The organism is Methylobacterium sp. GXS13, from assembly GCF_001455965.1.
In the GTDB taxonomy this organism is placed as follows: Bacteria; Pseudomonadota; Alphaproteobacteria; order Rhizobiales; family Beijerinckiaceae; genus Methylobacterium.
In genome coordinates, this window is the sequence record NZ_LKKO01000058.1 from 21,019 (window position 1) to 39,479 (window position 18,461).

An 18,461-nucleotide genomic window follows, 5' to 3' on the forward strand; every position below is an offset into this window, starting at 1 on the left:
CGCGGCCGCCAATGAGCACGGACTGGACGACGAGGACGAAGCCGGCGATGAACGCGATGAACACCCACTACCCCGATGCCGGCCGCGTCGAGCCGGTGAACCGGCACACGCTCGCGGTGATCGTCGACAACGAGCCCGGCGTGCTCGCGCGCATCTCCGGCATGTTTTCCGGCCGCGGCTACAACATTGAGAGCCTGACCGTCTCCGAGACCGAGGAGGCGCGCCATATCTCACGCATCACCATCGTGACCACCGGTACGAACGCCGTGATCGAGCAGATCAAGGCGCAGCTCGATCGGCTGGTGCCAGTCCATCGGGTCGTCGACCTGACCCTCCAGGGCAATGCGCTGGAGCGCGAGATTTGCCTCGTGAAGGTCAAGGGCGAGGGCGAGCATCGCAGCGAGGCCCTGCGCCTGGCCGCCGCCTTCGGCGCCAAGACGCTGGATGCCACGCTCAATTCCTTCGTGTTCGAACTCACCGGCGCCACCGAGGAGATCGACCGGTTCGTGCGGCTGATGAGCGTGATCGGGCTGGTCGAGATCTGCCGCACCGGCATCAGCGCCATGGGCCGGGGTTCGGAGCCGCTGTAGGATCCCGCGGCTCCGATCTGCTATGCTCCGCCGTCCTCACGGGAGGCGAAGCGATGGAAGCCAAGGTGATTCGCTGGGGCAATGATCTCGCCGTGCGGCTGAGCAGCATGGAGGCCGAGGAACTCGGTATCCGCGAGGGAGAGACCGTCGAGATCGTCTCGAAGGGGCGGCCGGAGGTCGAGCCCAAGCAATGGACCGGGCGTCGGTACGTTGACGGGTTGCCCGTTTATACGATGGCGGAGATGATCGCTGAAGCACGGCGTCTGGGGCCCGAGGCGGAACCTGAATCCGTCGATTGGGGTCCCGACCGCGGTTCCGAGATCATCGATGACGCCAACGACCCGTACTGATTGGCAGCCAATTCCGGGCCAGTTGCTCCTCATCGATCTCGAACCGGTCCGCGGCACCGAGCAGAACGGGATCCGGCCGGCGCTCGTCGTATCGGATCCGGACATGAATTACCTGACGCGCCGGGTGATCATATGCCCGATCACGCGTAACCCGCATCCATGGCCAACCAAAGTCTTCCTGCCAGCCGGTCTGGTCGTCGGAGGCGCCGTGTTGGTCGATCAAGTCCGTTCGATCGACCGGGCGACCCGGATCCTCAGAAGCCTCGGGTCGGCACCGGACGATGTTGTCGCCGAAGTGCGCGGCAAGCTGCGCAGTCTTCTCGGCCTGACTTTCGACGGTGCGGACGCCCCCTCAGTGCAGCAACGGTAAGAACTCCGAATGACCACCCGCACCCTCTACTACGCCCCCGGCGCCTGCTCCCTGGCCGCCCACATCATCCTGGAGGAATCCGGGCTGCCATTCGAGGGCGTCAAGCTGAACCTCGCGGCAGGGGACCAGCGCGCGCCGGAATACCTCGCAATCAACGAGCGCGGCCGGGTACCGGCCCTCGTCGAGGACGGCTGGGTGTTGACCGAATGTGCGGCGATCCTGCGCCATGTCGCCCGCGCCGTGCCCGAGAAGGGCTTTTGGCCGACCGATCTGCGCGAGCAGGCCCGGGCCGACGAGTGGCTCGGCTGGCTCGCCGCCAATCACCACGTCACCTACGCGCATGTCCGCCGGCCGGAACGCTACACTGCGGACGAGGACGCCTTTCCCGGCATCCGCGACAAGGCCGCCGACACCTACGGTGATCTCTGCACCATGACCGAGGTCCACCTCTCGAACGGCGTCTGGGCCGTGGGGGACCGGTACGGTGTGGTCGACGCCTACCTGATGGTATTTTGGGTCTGGGCCTCCGGCGCGTCGCTCCGGTTCGACATGCCCGCGCGCTTCCCGGCTTGGCACGCCCATGCTCGTCGGGTCGCCGAGCGGCCGGCGGTGCAGGCGGTGTTCGCCCGCGAAGGGGTGGCCCTGCCAGCCTGAAGCCGCCCCGCCGGGCCCCTTGCGGCGTCCGGCGAATCGCTCTATCGAGCGTACCGTACGGTACGGTACTAGAAGCGATGCGGTCGAGCCTTGCAGAGCGGCAGGAGACGGAAGAGGCGGGCGCCGAGGCGCCGGCGACGCCGTCCGTGCGCCAGCAGGCGGTGCTCGACGCCGTCCTCGCCCTCATGGTCGAGGGCGGTGACCAGCTCACCATGGACGCGGTGGCCCGCCGGGCGAGTTGCTCCAAGGAGACCCTGTACAAGTGGTACGGCGACCGCGACGGCCTGCTCACCGCGACGGTGCGATGGCAGGCGTCCCGGGTCCATGCCGGCCGCGAGGCCGTGCAGGCGCTGGACGGGACCAGCCTGCGCGAACATCTCCAGGACTTCGCGGTCTCCTGGCTCACGGTGATCACCAGCCGCACCTCGGTGGCGCTGAACCGGATCGCCGTCGCCCATGCCGGCTCGCGCAAGAGCAATCTCGGCGGCATCGTGTTGGCGAACGGCCGCTTCGCCATCGGTGAGCGGGTCAAGCCGGTGCTGGAGGCAGGGCGCGCGGCGGGGCTGCTCGCCTTCGCCGACAGCGAGGCAGCGTTCCGGACCTTCTTCGGCTTGGTCGGCCGGGATATCCAGATCCGATTGCTGCTCGGCGAGGCGCTCGACCTCGACGCGGACGAGATCCAGCGCGATGCGGGCCGCGCCGTGGACCAGTTCCTGGCCCTGTACGGCCAGGCAAACACCTAACCCTACCCGAAACCAACACCTGAAGAGGAAATCGACATGCGGGTTTATTACGATCGCGACGCCGACCTAAACCTGATCAAGGGCAAGAAGGTCGCCATCGTCGGCTACGGCAGCCAGGGCCATGCCCACGCGCTCAACCTGCGCGATTCCGGTGTGAAGGACATCGTCATCGCGCTCCGCGAGGGGTCCGCCACCGCCAAGAAGGCCGAGCACGAGGGCTTCAAGGTCCTGTCGGTCGCCGAGGCCGCCAAGTGGGCCGACGTGGTGATGATGCTCACCCCCGACGAGCTGCAGGGCGACATCTACCGGGAGTCGCTGGAGAAGAACATGAAAGAGGGCGCCGCCCTCCTGTTCGCCCACGGCCTCAATGTCCACTTCAACCTGATCGAGCCGCGCAAGGACCTCGACGTCCTGATGGTCGCCCCGAAGGGCCCCGGCCACACCGTGCGGTCCGAGTACCTGCGCGGTGGCGGCGTGCCGACCTTGATCGCCATCGCCCAGGACGCCTCCGGCAACGCCCACGATCTCGGCCTGTCCTACGCCTCGGCCAATGGCGGCGGCCGCGCCGGCATCATCGAGACCACCTTCAAGGAAGAGTGCGAGACCGACCTGTTCGGTGAGCAGGCCGTGCTCTGCGGCGGCCTGGTCGAGCTGATCAAGGCCGGCTTTGAGACCCTGGTCGAGGCGGGCTACGCCCCCGAGATGGCCTATTTCGAGTGCCTGCACGAGGTGAAGCTGATCGTCGACCTCATCTACGAGGGCGGCATCGCCAACATGAACTACTCGATCTCCAACACGGCCGAGTACGGCGAGTACGTGACCGGCCCGCGCATCGTCACGCCCGAGACCAAGGCCGAGATGAAGCGCGTGCTCAACGACATCCAGTCGGGCACCTTCACCCGCAACTGGATGCTGGAGAACAAGGTCAACCAGACCTCGTTCAAGGCGACCCGCGCCAAGCTCGCCACCCACCCGATCGAGGAGGTCGGCACCAAGCTCCGCGCCATGATGCCGTGGATCTCCGAGAAGGCGCTGGTCGACAAGACCCGCAACTAATTTTTAGGATCTCGCGGCCGGGCTTTGCTCGGCCGCACCTCCGGAAGGCCGGTCACGTGAAAGCGAGGCCGGCTTTTTCTATTGCCGGTTGCCGAACGCGGGCATTCCCGGCGATAAACGCCTCAGCGGTCCCGCACGTATGAGGACCGGTGAGGGTTGGAGAGGACACGCCATGGCATCGCTCTATTCGGACGCCCACCGGGCGTTGCAGACCGAATTCGGGACTACCAAGCTCGCCGTGCGCCTGGACGAGGATTGGGTCCACGACAGCATCCGCCCGGACGAGGGCGCCTTCATCGGCTCCCGGGACATGTTCTTCCTGTCCACGGTTGATCCCGACGGAATGCCGACCGTCTCCTACAAGGGCGGGCCCCAGGGCCTGGTGAAGGTGCTCGACGAGAACACCCTCGCGTTCCCGGGCTTTGACGGCAACGGCATGTTCTATTCGATGGGAAACATCGAGGGTCAGGCCAAGGTCGGCCTGCTGTTCATCGATTTCGAGACGCCACACCGGATCCGGGTGCAGGGCCACGCGACGCTGCTGCGCGACGACGCCCTCATGGCCGAGTACACCGAGGCTAAGTACCTAGTTAAGGTCGCTGTTAAGAAGATCTGGGTCAACTGCCCGCGTTACATCCACAAGTATCAGAAACTCGAGCAAAACAAGTACGTCCCGACCCCGGGGCGCGAGACCCCCCTCGCCTCCTGGAAGCGCCTCGACCTCGCCGGCGACGTGATCAGCGATGCGGACAAGGCCCGGGTCGCCCAAGAGGGCAAGCTCGAGGTGGCCGAGTACGAGGCCCTGGTCGCTCGCGGCGAGGCTTGAGGTAAGAACCGGCCCTCATGGTCAACATGAGGGCCGATGAAAACATTATTGAATTGGCGATTTGACGCGTTCACGTCGTGATAATTACCTATTTAGGATTAAAATATTTTGTTATTTTCTCAGTCGGCAATTTTACGGCGATATATCTTCAGTACTGAAAGCGCATTAAAGACGCAAATGATGATTAACTGGCAGGTTATGTTCGTGCGATAGAACGATTCGCGTTCGCACTTAGAAAATGTTGGTCAATGGCATCGCTTCCACTGAAAGCCGCGGTCGCCGGCAGTCTTTCGCTGGCATTCGTCTTCGCCGGCGGAACGGCGTTTCTGACCCAACGCATTGATGCCGCGTTTGAAGAACAGACGGCCAAGATCCAGTCCGAGACCCTGTCGAACGAGGCGCGCGAGGTTCGCGCGCAACTGGCCGCGGCGGCCGAGACGGCAGAAAGCCTCGCGGTCGCGACCGCGGCCCTGCGGGCGAGTGGGATCCAGGATCGCGCGGCCTACGATGCCGTTGTCCACGATTTGCTGCGCGCCAATCCCCATCTTCTCGCCACCTGGACCGGCTGGGAGCCGGACGCGCTCGATGGTCGCGACAAGGACTTTGCCGGCACGGCTTCATCGGACGCGACAGGTCGCTTCCTGCCCTACTGGAATCGTGGCACGGGTGAGATCAAGCGAGAGGTGCTCACCGGATACGATACTGAGACGGATGGTGCCTACTACCTGCTGCCGAAGCGGCTCAACCGCCCGGTTGCCATCGAGCCCTATATCTATCCCGTAGCCGGCCAAAAGCTGACGATCATGTCGTTCGGCGCACCGATCACGGTGGATGGGACGTATCGGGGGACGGCCGGCATCGACCTGGACCTCGGCTCCCTCAACGCCGCGTTGAATGTGGTGAAGCCGTTCGGCACCGGCTACCTGGCCGTGGTTTCGGCGAGCGGGATCAGCGTCGCCCATCGGACCGGCGAGGCCGCCGGAAAACCGCTCCGGACCGTCGATGCCTCCGCAGCCGATGCCGCGCAGGCGGCGATCGCCGCGGGATCCCATGTCGTGGTCGATGCGGCAGGCCCGGACGGCGCGCTGTGGCGCTACATGTCGGAGCCGATACAGGCCGGCGGTACTCAGGATCGTTGGGCGGTGGTGGCCGCCGTGCCTGTCCGGACGCTGACGGCCGCCGCTGATCAGGCACGGACGATGCTCATCGGCATCTCGCTCCTGTGTGTGCTGATCGGCTGCGCTGTCCTGGTTGGCGTGCTGCACAGGATGGTCGGGACGCCGATCCGCGCTCTCGGGGCGGCCATCGGCGATATGGCCGGCTGTAATTATGAGGCGAGCGTGCCCGAGGCCCGGCGCTCGGATGAGGTCGGGATCGTCGGGCAGGCGGTCCTGAAGCTGCGGGACGGGCTGCGCCGGCAAGCCGACACCGACGCCCTCGACAAGGCCGCCGCCCAGGCTGCCACCGAGGCGGAGCGCAAGAAGGCAATGGCGACGCTGGCGAGTGAGTTCGAACGGGCGGTGGGCGGCATCGTCGAGACGGTCACGGCCGCCGCGAACGAGCTTCAGGCCACGGCCCAGAGCCTATCCGGCACGGCCAGCGATACCGCCGTGCAGTCGACCACTGCCGCAGCCGCAGCCGAAGAGGCGGCGTCGAATGTCGGCGCCGCAGCCTCGGCGGCCGAGGAGCTGGGCACGTCGGTCCAGGAGATCGGCCGGCAGGTCCACGGCTCGGCCCAGCTCGCTCAGGCCGCGGCCGCAGAGGCCTCGCACACGGTGGAGTTGGTGCAGGAGCTGAGCACGGCGGTGACGACGATCGGGGACGTAGTGACGCTGATCACGAATATCGCGGCCCAGACGAACCTGCTGGCGCTCAACGCCACGATCGAGGCGGCCCGGGCCGGGGAGGCCGGTCGCGGCTTCGCCGTCGTTGCCGCCGAGGTCAAGGAACTGGCCAATCAGACTGCCAAGGCGACGGAAGCAATCGCCGGCCAGATCGCGCGCATCCAGGGTTCGACCGGCGAGGCGGTGACGGCGATCGGCACGATCTCGGCGCGCATCGACGAGATCAACGGCGTCGCCGCCACGATCGCGGCCGCGGTCGAGCAGCAGGGCGCTGCAACCCAGGAGATCGTCCGCAACGTAACACAGGCCGCCTCGGGAACGGGCGAGGTGACGACCAACATCACCCGGGTCGCCGACGCCGCCGAGATGACCGGCGCGGCCGCGAGCCAGGTCCTTACCTCAGCCTCCGAGCTGTCGCATCAATCCGACCAGCTGAACGCCGAGGTGAACCGCTTCCTCGGCACTGTGCGGGTGGCCTGAGGGGCCAAGCTTTCTCGCCGGCGCTCTTGCCTTTTTCATCGCGCCCATAGGGACCACGGCCGGTCGTACGTGGCCGGGTGAGGCGCGTGTCCCCTCTTCCGTGCAGGAGAGGGCTCGCGTCGCGACCTTCTTAAGCCGATGTATGGATGCGGTAGCCCTCTTCGGTAGAGAGGGCGCGCGTGATCCCCTTACTGGACTGTCCACCCGCACCGCGGATGAGACCAATCCCCGCCCCAAGATCCGCACGCCCCCGCGCGCGCCCCGATCAAGCCGGGCTCCCGGGCCTACCCGTCCTTGCGCGCGACGATGAACACCCTCGGGAAGGACAGCAGACGCCGTCCGTCGCTGCGGCGCGGGTAGCCCGATTCGATCGCAGCCTCATAGGCGGCGAGGAAGCTGCCTGTCTGGTCCGGGTCCAGCAGATCGAGGAATGGACGCAGTCCGGTTGCCCTGACCCAGGCCACGATGGCGGCGGCATCTGCCATCGGGTGGTGATAGGCGGTGCGCCAGACATCCACGTCGGCGGCGAGCGGCGCCAGCAAATCGTAATAGTGGGCCGGTTCCAGCATGCGTCCGAGGCGCCCGGCCAACGCCGGATCGCCGATCGCCTCGGCCCAGGGCCCGGACGCGGCGGTCTCGCGCATCAGGCGGTGCGACGGCTCAGCGAGGTTGTCCGGCATCAGGATCGCCAGCACGACGCCCGGCGCCAGCAGATCGAACAGCCGAGGCAGCAGCACCGGATGGTCCGGCAACCATTGCAGCACCGCGTTGGCGTAGATCAGGTCCGGCGCCCGCTCCAGTGTCCAGGTCGCGGCGTCGGCCAGCGCGAAGGTCAGGTCGGGCAGCCGGGCTCGGGCGCTCTCCAGCATCGCCGGCGAGGTGTCGAGGCCGATTACCTCCGCCTCCGGGAAGCGCGCCGCGATCAAGGCCGTGGAATTGCCGGGGCCGCAGCCGAGATCGTAGGCGAGGCGTGGCTCTGTGAGCGGCACGCGCGCCAGGAGCTCGGCTGCCGGGCGGGTGCGCTCGTCCTCGAAGCGGGTGTAGAGGGCGGGGTTCCAATCGGTCATCGTGCTCCCCTCCTGCTCTGTGGTCAGCAGCCCAGCTGGTCGGCCAGGTCCGTCAGGTCCCGGGCCGCGTAGGTCACCGGGATGCTGGGCGCGGTCTCGCCGCCAGCCGGCCCGTGCTCGTGGGGCCGAGCGATGTGAGCGGTGGACAGGCCGTGGCTCGCCGCCGCCACGAGATCGTTCGAATGGGCGGCCACCATCAGGGTTTCTGCGGGGGCGAAGCCGAAAGCCGCCACCGCGTCGCGGTAGAGCGCGGGCTTCGGCTTATAGTCGCGGGAATAGCCGGCGCCCAGGATCGCGTCGAAGATCAGGCCGTTGCGCCGGGCGAGGTCGGCCATCAGCCGGACATGGCCGTTCGAGTTCGGCGCCAGGAGGTGCCGCTCCCGCAGCCGGCGCATCGCGTCCGGCACGTCCGGCCAGGCGTCGAGCCGGTGCCAAGCCTGAACCAACTCCCGCCGCACATCCTCGGGCACACCGGCGATGCCGAGCTGCGCCAGCACGTCGGGCAGGGATTCCGCCTGAAGCGTGTCGAGATCGACGAAGGGCCGGGCGCCGGAGCGCACGGTTTCCATCGAGGGATTGTAGCGGCCGCGCCAGGCATCCGCGAAGGCACCGGCATCCAGGGCTGGCGCGTAGGCGCCGAGCAGGCGCGCGGCCTCCCGAGCGACCCCGGAGCGCCAGTCGACGAGCGTCCCGAAGACGTCGAAGACGAGCGCCCGGATCGTCACCGCACCGCCTGAAGGTTCGGGCTCCGGCGGACGAAGCCGACGATGTCCTTCACCGCGTCGAGGGTCTGGGCCGCGATCGTCTCGGCCCGCCCGGCGCCGTCGGCCAGCACGGCATCGATATGACCAGGATCGGCGGTCAGCCGGCGCATCTCCCCAGCGATCGGCGCGAGATTGGTCACCGCGAGATCGGCCAGCGCCGGCTTGAAGGTCGAGAATTGCGCCCCGCCGAAATCACGCAGTACCGCCTCGCGGGTGATGCCGGCGAGCGCCGCGTAGATCCCCACGAGGTTGTCGGCTTCCGGCCGCTCCTTGAGCCCCGCGATCTCGGAGGGGAGCGGCTCCGAATCAGTCTTCGCCCGCCGGATCTTCTGGGCTATGGTGTCGGCCTCGTCGGTGAGGTTGATGCGCGCGTTGTCGGATGGGTCCGACTTCGACATCTTCTTCGATCCATCCCGCAGCGACATGACCCGGGCCGCCGGGCCGCCGCGCAGCGGCTCGGTGATCGGAAAGAACGCCTCGCCATGGCCATGGGCCGCGATCGACTTCGAGAAGTCGGTGTTGAACTTCTGGGCGATGTCCCGGGTCAGCTCCAGATGCTGCTTCTGGTCCTCGCCCACGGGGACATGGGTGGCGCGGTAGGCCAGGATGTCGGCCGCCATCAGCACCGGGTAGTCGTAGAGCCCGATCGAGGCGTTCTCCCGGTCCTTGCCGGCCTTCTCCTTGAACTGGGTCATGCGGTTCAGCCAGCCCAGCCGCGCGACGCAGTTGAACACCCAGGCGAGCTCGGCGTGCTGAGGCACCTGGCTCTGGTTGAACACGATCGAGCGCTTCGGATCGATGCCGGCGGCCAGAAATGCTGCCGTGACTTCGCGGATCTGGCCGCGCAGGGCCTCCGGGTCCTGCCAGACGGTGATCGCGTGCATGTCGACCACGCAGTACAGGCACTGCGCCTCGCGTGCCTGCATCTCCACGAAGCGTTTTACCGCCCCAAGGTAATTGCCCAGATGCAGGTTGCCGGTGGGCTGGACGCCCGAGAAGACCAATTCGGTGAACGCGGCCATCGGCGCCGATCCTGAAAACGAAGACGCCGGGGCTCCGCGCCTGCCGGGCGCGGGGTTACTCGCACCCGCGGCCCGGACCGGTCAAGGATGCCGTCACGGCTCCCGCGCACCGACGGCTGCGCTCGGGCAGAGATCGACCAGGACGCAGCGCCCGCAGGCCGGGCGGCGATGATGGCAGACCTGCTGGCCATGCAGCATCAGGATCTCGTGATTGTCGTAGAGATCCTGCGCGCTCCAGTCGGCGGGAAGCTGCGCCCGCAGGATCGCGTGCGAGGGCCCGACATCGACCCGGGGCCCGATCAGGCCGAGGCGCTGGGCAACCCGGTGGTGATGGCTGTCAACCGGCAGGGCCGGCATCCGCAGGGTCGAGAACGACAGCACCGCCGCGCTGGTTTTGGGGCCGATCCCGGGGATCGCCTCCAGCCACGCACGGGCCGCCGCGACATCCATGTCGCCCAGGAAGGCGAGGTCGAGGCTGCCGCACCGTTCCCGCACGGCGACCAGAACCTCGCGGATCCGTGGCGCCTTGAGTTCCGGCCAGGTCACCCCGGCGATCGCCGCCTCGATCTCCGGCACCTCCGCGTCGATCACCGCCTCCCAATCTGGGAAGCGGGCGCGCAGAGCCTTGAAGGCCCGGCCGGACTCGGCGTTGCGGGTCCGGTGCGAGAGCAGCGACGAGACCAGCTCGCTCAGCGGATCGAGACTATGAAAGTACGGGATTGGGCAGCCATAGACCGGGCAGAGCCGAGCATGGATGGCCAGCGCCTTGTCGGCAACCGCCGGATCGCCCGGTAGCGAGGCGGTCCGGCGGCGCGATGGCGGCGTGGAGGTGATTGGAAATAGGGAGGTCGGCATGCTCGATGAATCCGCGAGCCGCCGCCACTGTTCCAGGTCGCCGAATACAGCGGCGATCTGTCCCCTCGGCCTGAACGGTACAGGCTTGGCCGGTGATTACTTCACCAGCGCAAAAATATTCACGTCGAGATTGTCGTCGGTGCCGTCCTTCAAGTCGGTGGCGTATTCCTCCACGAAGCGGTCCTGGACGACGATGTCCTTGGCGTCGAGATAGGCCGTCAGCGTCTCGTAGGTGCTGTCGATCGATTCGTAGGAGCCCCGGTGGGGGAAGCGAAGGGCCTTGCCGGAGGGGGTCGTCCCGAAGCGCAGCCCGTCTGTCTCGGTAGGCGCCGGGTTCGGGGCGGCGGCCACCGGGATCATCGCCTCGAACTCGAAACCGTCATCGTCGGTGCGGGTGAAGACCGCCAGCGGCCGACCCGCGGGGGCGATGCCGAGCTTGGCGAGATCCGCCTCGATCCGCGTGAAAGCCTGGGTCAGGTTGACGATGGCCTCCTCCCACTTGGTCTTGCCCGAGACGATCGCGGCGGGCTTGGCCGGCAGGGTGACCTCGTCGACGTCGCCGGGCTCGCCCGGCTTTTCGATGAGGGTCGGACGCCCGGGCGTGCCCACCGCCGCCTGGCCTGCCGGGGGCGGCGCAATAGCTTGCTGGGGCGCCGGAGCCGCGCTCTTGGTCGGGTCGGCAACCGGGTTGGGCGCCGTGGTGGTCGGCAGCGGGCTGGTCTGGGCGGGCGCCGGCGCGGTGGAGGGCGGCGGCGCGGGCTGCTGCTGCGCGGCCAGTGGGCCGCCGGCGGCGAGGATCAGCGCGGTCGAGAAGGCGACGAGGGCACGAAGGCGGATCACGGGTGGCGCTCCGGTCGGGTCCCGGCGGATCGTCGCGTGGGCTCCCGCCGGCTAACCTAATGGCGATCCCGTCGGCCTGCGAGGGCGCGCACCACGAGAGCCGCGGGTGCGGCGCATCTGCCACGCTGACGGCCCCCCTCGCGTCGGGCGAGCGGGTTTGCCATATAGCCGCTCGATCCCCTCAAAGCTTCTGGCCGCATGAGCGCACTCGCCCATAGACGCTTCCTGAAGATGCACGGCGCCGGCAACGCGATCGTGGTGCTGGACCTGCGGGGCTCGACCGCCAAGGTCCGGCCCGAGGAGGCCCGGGCGATCGCGCAGGATCCCGGCTCGCGCTTCGACCAGCTGATGGTGCTGCACGATCCCGTGAGCGCGGGCACCGACGCGTTCATGCGGATCTACAACACCGACGGCTCGGAATCCGGCGCTTGCGGCAACGGCACCCGCTGCGTCGCCTACGCGATGCTCGACGACCCCGCCATGGCCCGCCCCGCCGAGGGCGGAAGGCTGGTCCTGGAAACCGCAACCGGGCGGGTTGGCGTGCGCCGGATCTCGGAGCGCGCCTTCACGGTGGATATGGGCCGTCCAAAGCTCGCCTGGGACGAGATCCCCCTGTCCGAGCCCTTTCCCGACACGCGGCGGATCGAACTGCAGATCGGCCCGATCGACGATCCGATCCTGCACTCGCCAGCCGTCGTGAACATGGGCAACCCACACGCGGTGTTCTTCGTGGACCGGGATCCCGCCTCCTTCGACCTTGCCCGGATCGGGCCGATGCTGGAGAACCACCCGCTCTTCCCCGAGCGGGCTAACATCTCCATCGCCCAGGTGACCGAACGCGAGGCGATCACGTTGCGGGTCTGGGAGCGCGGCGCCGGGCTGACGCTCGCCTGTGGCACGGCTGCCTGCGCCACCGTCGTGGCGGCCTCGCGCCTGCGGATGATCGGCCGGCAGGCCAATGTCCGCCTCCCCGGGGGCGAGTTGTTCGTGGAATGGCGCGCCGACGACCACGTCCTGATGACCGGCCCGGTCGCGCTCGTCGCCGAGGGCACCCTGGCGCCGGAGCTGTTTGCCGGCGTCGCCTGATGGGCGTCGAGACCCTCACCTTCGGGTGCCGGCTCAACACGGTTGAATCGGAAGCCCTGCGGGTCCACGCGGCGGCGGACGGGCGCGACCGGGTGGTGGTGAACACCTGCGCGGTGACTCAGGAAGCCGGCCGGCAGGCCCGCAAGGCGATCCGCCGGATCGCCCGGGAACGGCCCGGAACCGAGATCGTCGTTACCGGCTGTGGCGCTGAGGTCGAGACCGAAGCCTACGCGGCCATGCCCGAGGTGACGCGCCTCGTCGGCAATGCCGAGAAGCTCAGTTCCACGGGCTGGTCGCCCTCCGGCACCGGCCCGGGCGCCGTGATGACGGCCCGAACCATCGCGCCGACGCGGATCGACGCCGTCACCGGCCATACGCGGGCCTTCGTGCCGGTGCAGAACGGCTGCGACCATCGCTGCACCTTCTGCATCATCCCGTTTGGCCGCGGCACCTCGCGCTCAATGCCGGTGGCCGACGTCATCGCGCAGGTCGAGACCATCGTGGCCCATGGCGGCCGCGAGGTCGTCCTCACCGGTGTCGACCTCACGGCCTATGGCCGCGATCTGCCCGGACCGCCACTCGCCCTCGGGGGCCTGGTGCGGGCGATCCTCCGGGGCGTGCCGGAGCTGGCGCGCCTGCGCGTCTCCTCGATCGACTCGGTGGAGGCGGACGACGCGCTGCTCGCGGCGCTCGCCGAGGAGGAGCGGCTGATGCCGCACCTGCACCTGTCCCTCCAGGCCGGCGACGACCTGATCCTGAAGCGGATGAAGCGCCGGCACAGCCGCGCCGATGCGATCCGCTTCTGCGAGACGGTACGCGCCTTGCGCCCCGAGGTGGTGTTCGGCGCGGACCTCATCGCGGGCTTCCCCACGGAGACCGAGGCGCAGTTCACCCGCTCCCTCGACCTCGTGGCCGAGTGCGGGCTGACGCATCTGCACGTCTTCCCCTATTCCCCCCGCCCCGGGACGCCGGCCGCCCGCATACCCCCTGTGGCGGCCGATGCGATCCGCGACCGCGCCGCCCGCCTGCGCGAAGCCGGCGCGGACGCGTTGCGCCGGCATCTCGACGCTCAGGTCGGGCGCAGGCTGACGGTTCTGGCCGAGCGCGGCGGCACCGGCCGGAGCGCGGATTTCACGCCCGTGCGGCTGACCGGAGAGGTCGCGGCAGGGACGTTTCACGCGGTCTCGATCGCGGGGCACGATGGCACGCGGCTGATCGCGGCTTGAGTCGCCCATCGCCTGACGCGTCCCGGTCCAGCCCCTCTCCTACGGCGCGAACTGGGCGAGCCAGAACGTCCGTTCGATTGACGCAGCTGAGACCGCACACGGTCCCGCCTTCGACACCCTGAGACGAGCCGGGGTCGGCTCTGCCGCCGCAGGGGCGCCGCTGACCAAAGCCTTGGTTTGGAAGCCGTATCAGACCGGCTTCGGCTCCGCCCGGGAGGCCCACACGGCCGTCAGCGCGCCGGCTACGATGAGCAGGCAGGCCAGCGCGAGCGCCGGGCTCGCGCTGGCATAGCCGCTCGCCACCAGGATCAGCGTCGACAAAACCGGCGCCGCATAGGCGGCGACCCCGAGCAGGCGGACGTCGCCACGCTTGCAGCCGATATCCCAGAGATAGAACGCGGCGCCCACCGGCCCGATCCCGAGGAGTAGAACGGCGCCCCATTGCGTGGCATCCGCGGGCCAGACCGTCGTCTCGAAGGCCAGGTGACAGGCCAGATTCAGGGCCGCCGTGATGAGGCAGAACCCGGCGACCGCATCGGTCGGCACCTGACCGACCCGAGCCGACAACACCGAGTAGCCGGCCCACACGAAGGCCGCCGCCAGGGAGGCGGCGTAGCCGGGCAGCGCGCCGGCGGCAAAATCGAGGTTGCCCCTGCCGGCGAACAAGGCGGCCACGCCGGCCAACCCCAGCGCCGCACCCGCGACGTGGCCCGCGCGCAGCCCGCCCGAGCCCGGCAGCCGGGAGGAGAACAGGACGATCAGCAGCGGCCAGAGATAGTTGATCAGCCCCGCCTCGGCCGGTGGGGCCAACCGCAGGGCGCTGAAATAGAGGGCGTGATAGCCGAACAGCCCGCCGACGCCGAGCAGCCAGACCGGCCAGGGCTGGAGCAGGGCCCGAGCCCGGGCCGGCCGAGCTATCCAGGTGAGGCAGCCGCACAGGCCGCCGACCAGGAACGTCATCGCGGCGAGCTGGAACGGTGGCACCGTCCCGGAGGCCGCGGTGAACAAGGCCAGCAGCGACCACAGCAGGATCGCGGCGAACCCCGCCAGGGTGGCTGCCGAGCGGGTGGTGGCTCGGCTGGAAGATGTAACTGTCCGGCTCATGGATCGCCGCTATCATGCCGGCGGTCGAGTCGGCGAGAGGGGTCACGACCCTGTCATCGCCGCGCCCTACCGGCGGCTCAAATCGGGAGATCTGTCGATGCGCGCGATCCTGGCCGTCCTTGGGCTGCTGCTTGCGGGAGGGGCGGCGTTGGCCGGAGAGGGCGTGCAGCTCGGTCCGCGGCCCTTCTACCTGGTCGACCAATTGAAGCCCGGGCCGCTGAAGGAGCACCTGGCCGCCTGCGGGATCGACCGGCCCTACACGCCGAGAACGTTCTCGATCTCACACCGGGGGGCGCCGCTGATGTTCCCGGAGCATACCCGGGAGGGGCTGCTCGCCGCTTATCGGATGGGCGCCGGGATCATCGAGTGCGACGTGGCCTTCACGAAGGATCGCCAATTGGTCTGCCGGCACAGCCAGTGTGACCTGCATACGACGACCGACATCCTGGCCCGGCCGAACCTCGCGGCGAAATGCACGACAGGGTTCGAGCCCGCCGACCCGGCCACCGGCCGCAAGGCCTCGGCCAAGTGTTGTACCAGCGACCTGACGTTGGCGGAATTCAAGTCGCTCAACGGCAAGATGGATGCGGCCGACCCGGATGCCACCAATGTCGCCGCCTACATGAACGCGACGCCGCACTGGCGCACCGACCTCTACGCCTCCACCGGCACGCTGATGTCCCACAAGGAGTACATCGCCCTGGTCAAGGGAATGGGCCGCAAGTTCACCCCCGAACTGAAGGCGCCCCAGGTCCCGATGCCGTTCGAGGGTACCTACACCCAGGATCAATACGCCCAGCAGCTCATCGACGAGTACAAGCAGGCCGGTATTCCGGCCTCCGACGTCTATCCGCAGAGCTTCCAGCTGCGGGATATCCTCTACTGGCTGGAGAAGGACCCGGAATTCGGTCGCCAAGCGATCTATCTCGACGACCGGGACGAGACCACCAAGGGCTTCGACCCGGAGAAGCCCGAGATTTGGAAGCCCGGCATGGCGGAGCTCGCCGCCAAGGGCGTGAAGATCCTGGCGCCGCCGCTGTGGATGCTGGTCCGGCCGGGCCCCGAGGGCACTATCGAGCCCTCGACCTATGCCCGGGAGGCGAAGAAGGCCGGGCTCGACCTGATCGCCTGGTCGCTGGAGCGGTCGGGACCGCTGAAAGAGGGCGGCGGATACTACTACCAGTCGATCAAACCGGTGGTGACCGGCGATGGCGACATCCTGCGGTTGCTGGATGTGCTGCACGGGCAGGTCGGCGTGCTCGGCGTATTCTCGGACTGGCCGGCGACCACCACCTTCTACGCCAATTGCGTCGGCGCACCGTAGCTCAGTCGGCCCAGAGGGCGACCAGGGAGAACAGGCCGGCCATCAGAAAGTTGACCAGGAGGATAGCGGCGAGGATCAGGGCGAGCGTCATGGCGGCCTCGGGGGCGTGATTTCGGCGAAGACAATGGGGAGCGTGACCGGCCAACCGTCGAAGAATTGGGCCGGTCTTTCGGGGCTCCCTTCGCATGGCCCGCGAAGAGAACCGGGTCAGAGCGGCGACAGCAGCTGCACGACGGCGGACAGGTCGTCGAACGTCAGCGGCGTCCAACCAAGCCACCGCCGGATCAGCACGTAGCTGAGGCTGAGCAGCAGCCCGCAGCCGACAACAGCTTTGGCAAACAACCCGAAATCGCCGGTTGCGAATCCGGTCGCGATGCCGACCAGGGCGGTGGTGACGAAGATGAGCCGGCCCGGATTCTTCGGGCCGCGGGTGATGACATCGGACATCGGGGATTCCTCGCGAGCCGGATCAGCGGGCGCGGCAGTTCGGGCCGAACCAGGTCATGGTCCGGCGGTCCAGGCCGCCTTCGGACGAGGCGCCGCAGACGGGAAAACGCGGGTCGCCGCTGCGCTGCAGGCTCACCTGCTTGTAGAGATCCTGCTGGGCCTCGCGGCGGCGGGTCTGCTCGGCGAAGTGGGACTGCCAGTAAAGATCCCGGTTGGCCTGGGTCAGCGCGCGCTGCTGGTGGAGGTCCATCATGCACTGGGCAAAGGCATCGGTGCCGGGCTCGAACCCGAATTCGTAGCACTGGCCGTTATCCATCGCGTGCCGCTCCTGCGGGGTGACGCAGGCGGCAAGCCCCAGCGTGCAAGCTGCAGCGAGACCGATCTTGGCGAGCATCGAGACGCCACGCGCCTTGACGGTCCGGTTAGCGGAAAGAGTTTCACCGGTCCGGCGCGTGGTGAATGCGGTGTTCATCGTGTCGGGGCCTTCGTTTTTGCTGGCGCGAACAACCACGTCCGGCTGAAACGAGAGCTAACCCGGTCCGCTCAAATTGTTCGTGTGTCGGAACACGTGTGCGATTTCGCGCACCCGCACCCGCAATGCACAGATCCACACGCGGACTCGATGAATCTGCGGAGGAGAAAAGGATTCGTCAGGATTACCCGGCCTGCGAAGTCTTCGCCGTCCGAAACCTTGGATTGGCCGGATGGCGTGCAGCGATTTGACGAGCCTTGGGGAGCGGTCTGGGATCGCGCGCTGCCCTGGGTTTCTTCGCTGCGCGCGCAATGACGGCTTGGGGAACGACGGCCTCGGTCAAAAATACCAATCCCGGTCTCATCCAATCCTCAGCCGCATCCTGAGGTGGAGGATTGGGTCAAGACCAGTCCAACAGGCTCCCCGCCCCCGATCGAAGCGGCGTCCGGCGCCGGTCACAAAAAACGCCGCACGGCCCGGCAGGGCGGCGCGGCGTTGGAGGTGAGCCGGGCGCCCCGCGGGGAGCCGGGCCGTATCACACCCTTAATAAATCAGACGAAGTGCTGGCCGCCGTTCACGGTGAGCGTCGAGCCGTTGATGAAGCCCGCCTCGTCGCTCGCCAGGTATTCCACCGCGTGGGCGATCTCTTCCGACTTGCCGAGGCGGCCGGTCGGGATCGTGGCGATGATCTTGTTCCGGATGTCCTCCGGGACCGCCATCACCATGTCGGTGGCGATGTAGCCCGGTGCGATCACGTTGACCGTGATGCCCTTGGAGGCGCTCTCCTGGGCCAGCGCCTTGGCGAAGCCGATCACGCCGGCCTTGGCGGCCGAGTAATTGGTCTGGCCGGCCTGGCCCTTCTGGCCGTTGATCGACGAGATGATGATGATCCGGCCGAAGCCGCGGCTGCGCATGCCCTCGATCACCGGCCGGGTGCAGGTGAACACCGAGTCCAGGTTGGTCTTGATGACCGCCTGCCACTTGGCGAAATCCATCTTGTGGAAGGCGCCGTCGCGGGTGATGCCGGCATTGTTGACCAGCACCTCGACCGGGCCGAGCTCGGCCTCGACCGCCGCGATGCCGGCCTGGCAGCTCTCGTAATCGCCGACGTCGAACTTGAAGACCGGGATCCCGGTCTCGCTCTTGAAGGCCTGGGCCGCCTCATCGTTGCCGGCGTAATTGGCCGCGACCCGGTAGCCCTTGGCCTGCAAGCCCTTCGAGATCGCGGCGCCGATGCCGCGCGTGCCGCCCGTGACGAGTGCGACGCGTCCTTGAGCCATTGTTGTTTCCTCCTGTTTCGCATCACCTGATGCCGCGTGCGGATGGCGTCCGCACGCGATT

The 18,461-nt window shown here is 68.0% G+C and carries 20 protein-coding genes; 11 read left to right on the top strand and 9 right to left on the bottom strand.

Annotated elements, in window-relative coordinates; all coding sequences use genetic code 11:
* Positions 1 to 47: 47 nt before the first annotated feature.
* The 8 genes from ilvN to AO398_RS19990 all read left to right on the top strand — a co-directional run bounded on the left by ilvN (position 48) and on the right by AO398_RS19990 (position 6,913).
* The gene (gene ilvN / locus AO398_RS19955) at positions 48 to 590 is read left to right on the top strand and encodes an acetolactate synthase small subunit (protein WP_058193937.1); all 543 of its coding nucleotides are present in this window, start codon (positions 48 to 50) and stop codon (positions 588 to 590) included.
* A 53-nt stretch (positions 591 to 643) separates the two neighbouring features.
* Complete coding sequence (locus tag AO398_RS19960) at positions 644 to 940, top strand: hypothetical protein (RefSeq protein ID WP_058193938.1); 297 nt, start codon at positions 644 to 646, stop codon at positions 938 to 940.
* Positions 918 to 1,310: a type II toxin-antitoxin system PemK/MazF family toxin gene (locus tag AO398_RS19965; RefSeq protein WP_058193939.1), complete on the top strand. Its 393-nt coding sequence runs from the start codon at positions 918 to 920 to the stop codon at positions 1,308 to 1,310. Before AO398_RS19960 ends, AO398_RS19965 begins: the two co-directional genes overlap by 23 nt.
* A 9-nt stretch (positions 1,311 to 1,319) precedes the next feature.
* The gene (locus tag AO398_RS19970; protein WP_058193940.1) at positions 1,320 to 1,964 is read left to right on the top strand and encodes a glutathione S-transferase N-terminal domain-containing protein; all 645 of its coding nucleotides are present in this window, start codon (positions 1,320 to 1,322) and stop codon (positions 1,962 to 1,964) included.
* 77 nt (positions 1,965 to 2,041) lie between these two features.
* Positions 2,042 to 2,707, top strand: a complete 666-nt coding sequence (locus AO398_RS19975) for a TetR/AcrR family transcriptional regulator C-terminal domain-containing protein (RefSeq protein WP_058193941.1) — start codon at positions 2,042 to 2,044, stop codon at positions 2,705 to 2,707.
* A gap of 36 nt (positions 2,708 to 2,743) precedes the next feature.
* Positions 2,744 to 3,763, top strand: a complete 1,020-nt coding sequence (gene ilvC, locus AO398_RS19980) for a ketol-acid reductoisomerase (protein ID WP_007561887.1) — start codon at positions 2,744 to 2,746, stop codon at positions 3,761 to 3,763.
* Positions 3,764 to 3,935: 172 nt separating this feature from the next.
* Positions 3,936 to 4,589, top strand: a complete 654-nt coding sequence (locus AO398_RS19985) for a pyridoxamine 5'-phosphate oxidase family protein (RefSeq protein ID WP_058193942.1) — start codon at positions 3,936 to 3,938, stop codon at positions 4,587 to 4,589.
* Positions 4,590 to 4,837: 248 nt separating this feature from the next.
* Positions 4,838 to 6,913 (top strand): methyl-accepting chemotaxis protein, encoded by a 2,076-nt coding sequence (locus AO398_RS19990; RefSeq protein ID WP_058193943.1) that lies wholly within the window; start codon positions 4,838 to 4,840, stop codon positions 6,911 to 6,913.
* Positions 6,914 to 7,197: 284 nt separating this feature from the next.
* Here the strand turns inward: AO398_RS19990 and tam are convergent, their stop codons facing one another.
* The 5 genes from tam to AO398_RS20015 all read right to left on the bottom strand — a co-directional run bounded on the left by tam (position 7,198) and on the right by AO398_RS20015 (position 11,461).
* Positions 7,198 to 7,980: a trans-aconitate 2-methyltransferase gene (gene tam, locus AO398_RS19995; protein ID WP_058193944.1), complete on the bottom strand. Its 783-nt coding sequence runs from the start codon at positions 7,978 to 7,980 to the stop codon at positions 7,198 to 7,200.
* Between the two features lie 23 nt (positions 7,981 to 8,003).
* The gene (locus AO398_RS20000) at positions 8,004 to 8,705 is read right to left on the bottom strand and encodes a haloacid dehalogenase type II (RefSeq protein WP_058193945.1); all 702 of its coding nucleotides are present in this window, start codon (positions 8,703 to 8,705) and stop codon (positions 8,004 to 8,006) included.
* Positions 8,702 to 9,766 (bottom strand): tryptophan--tRNA ligase, encoded by a 1,065-nt coding sequence (trpS, locus tag AO398_RS20005; protein WP_058193946.1) that lies wholly within the window; start codon positions 9,764 to 9,766, stop codon positions 8,702 to 8,704. The genes AO398_RS20000 and trpS overlap by 4 nt, the downstream gene beginning before the upstream one ends.
* A gap of 93 nt (positions 9,767 to 9,859) precedes the next feature.
* The gene (locus tag AO398_RS20010) at positions 9,860 to 10,621 is read right to left on the bottom strand and encodes a Fe-S cluster assembly protein HesB (RefSeq protein ID WP_058193947.1); all 762 of its coding nucleotides are present in this window, start codon (positions 10,619 to 10,621) and stop codon (positions 9,860 to 9,862) included.
* Positions 10,622 to 10,717: 96 nt separating this feature from the next.
* On the bottom strand, positions 10,718 to 11,461 hold the full coding sequence (locus AO398_RS20015) for a GyrI-like domain-containing protein (protein WP_058193948.1): 744 nt from the start codon (positions 11,459 to 11,461) through the stop codon (positions 10,718 to 10,720).
* A gap of 198 nt (positions 11,462 to 11,659) precedes the next feature.
* On the opposite strand from AO398_RS20015, the gene dapF reads away from it, so the two are divergent.
* Entirely contained in the window at positions 11,660 to 12,547 is an 888-nt protein-coding gene (gene dapF, locus AO398_RS20020) for a diaminopimelate epimerase (protein ID WP_058193949.1), read from the top strand.
* Positions 12,547 to 13,773, top strand: coding sequence for a tRNA (N(6)-L-threonylcarbamoyladenosine(37)-C(2))-methylthiotransferase MtaB (mtaB, locus tag AO398_RS20025; RefSeq protein ID WP_058193950.1), 1,227 nt, complete (start codon positions 12,547 to 12,549; stop codon positions 13,771 to 13,773). Before dapF ends, mtaB begins: the two co-directional genes overlap by 1 nt.
* Positions 13,774 to 13,962: 189 nt before the next feature.
* Here the strand turns inward: mtaB and AO398_RS20030 are convergent, their stop codons facing one another.
* On the bottom strand, positions 13,963 to 14,877 hold the full coding sequence (locus tag AO398_RS20030) for an EamA family transporter (protein WP_058193951.1): 915 nt from the start codon (positions 14,875 to 14,877) through the stop codon (positions 13,963 to 13,965).
* A 97-nt stretch (positions 14,878 to 14,974) separates the two neighbouring features.
* On the opposite strand from AO398_RS20030, the gene AO398_RS20035 reads away from it, so the two are divergent.
* A complete protein-coding gene (locus AO398_RS20035; protein WP_058194107.1) occupies positions 14,975 to 16,201 on the top strand; it encodes a glycerophosphodiester phosphodiesterase family protein in 1,227 nt (408 codons plus the stop codon).
* A gap of 207 nt (positions 16,202 to 16,408) precedes the next feature.
* Here the strand turns inward: AO398_RS20035 and AO398_RS20040 are convergent, their stop codons facing one another.
* From AO398_RS20040 to phbB, 3 genes are all read right to left on the bottom strand, one after another.
* The gene (locus AO398_RS20040) at positions 16,409 to 16,648 is read right to left on the bottom strand and encodes a hypothetical protein (protein ID WP_058193952.1); all 240 of its coding nucleotides are present in this window, start codon (positions 16,646 to 16,648) and stop codon (positions 16,409 to 16,411) included.
* Positions 16,649 to 16,670: 22 nt separating this feature from the next.
* A complete protein-coding gene (locus tag AO398_RS20045) occupies positions 16,671 to 17,159 on the bottom strand; it encodes a hypothetical protein (RefSeq protein ID WP_244498829.1) in 489 nt (162 codons plus the stop codon).
* 512 nt (positions 17,160 to 17,671) lie between these two features.
* Positions 17,672 to 18,400, bottom strand: coding sequence for an acetoacetyl-CoA reductase (gene phbB / locus AO398_RS20050; RefSeq protein ID WP_058193954.1), 729 nt, complete (start codon positions 18,398 to 18,400; stop codon positions 17,672 to 17,674).
* Positions 18,401 to 18,461: the final 61 nt, after the last annotated feature.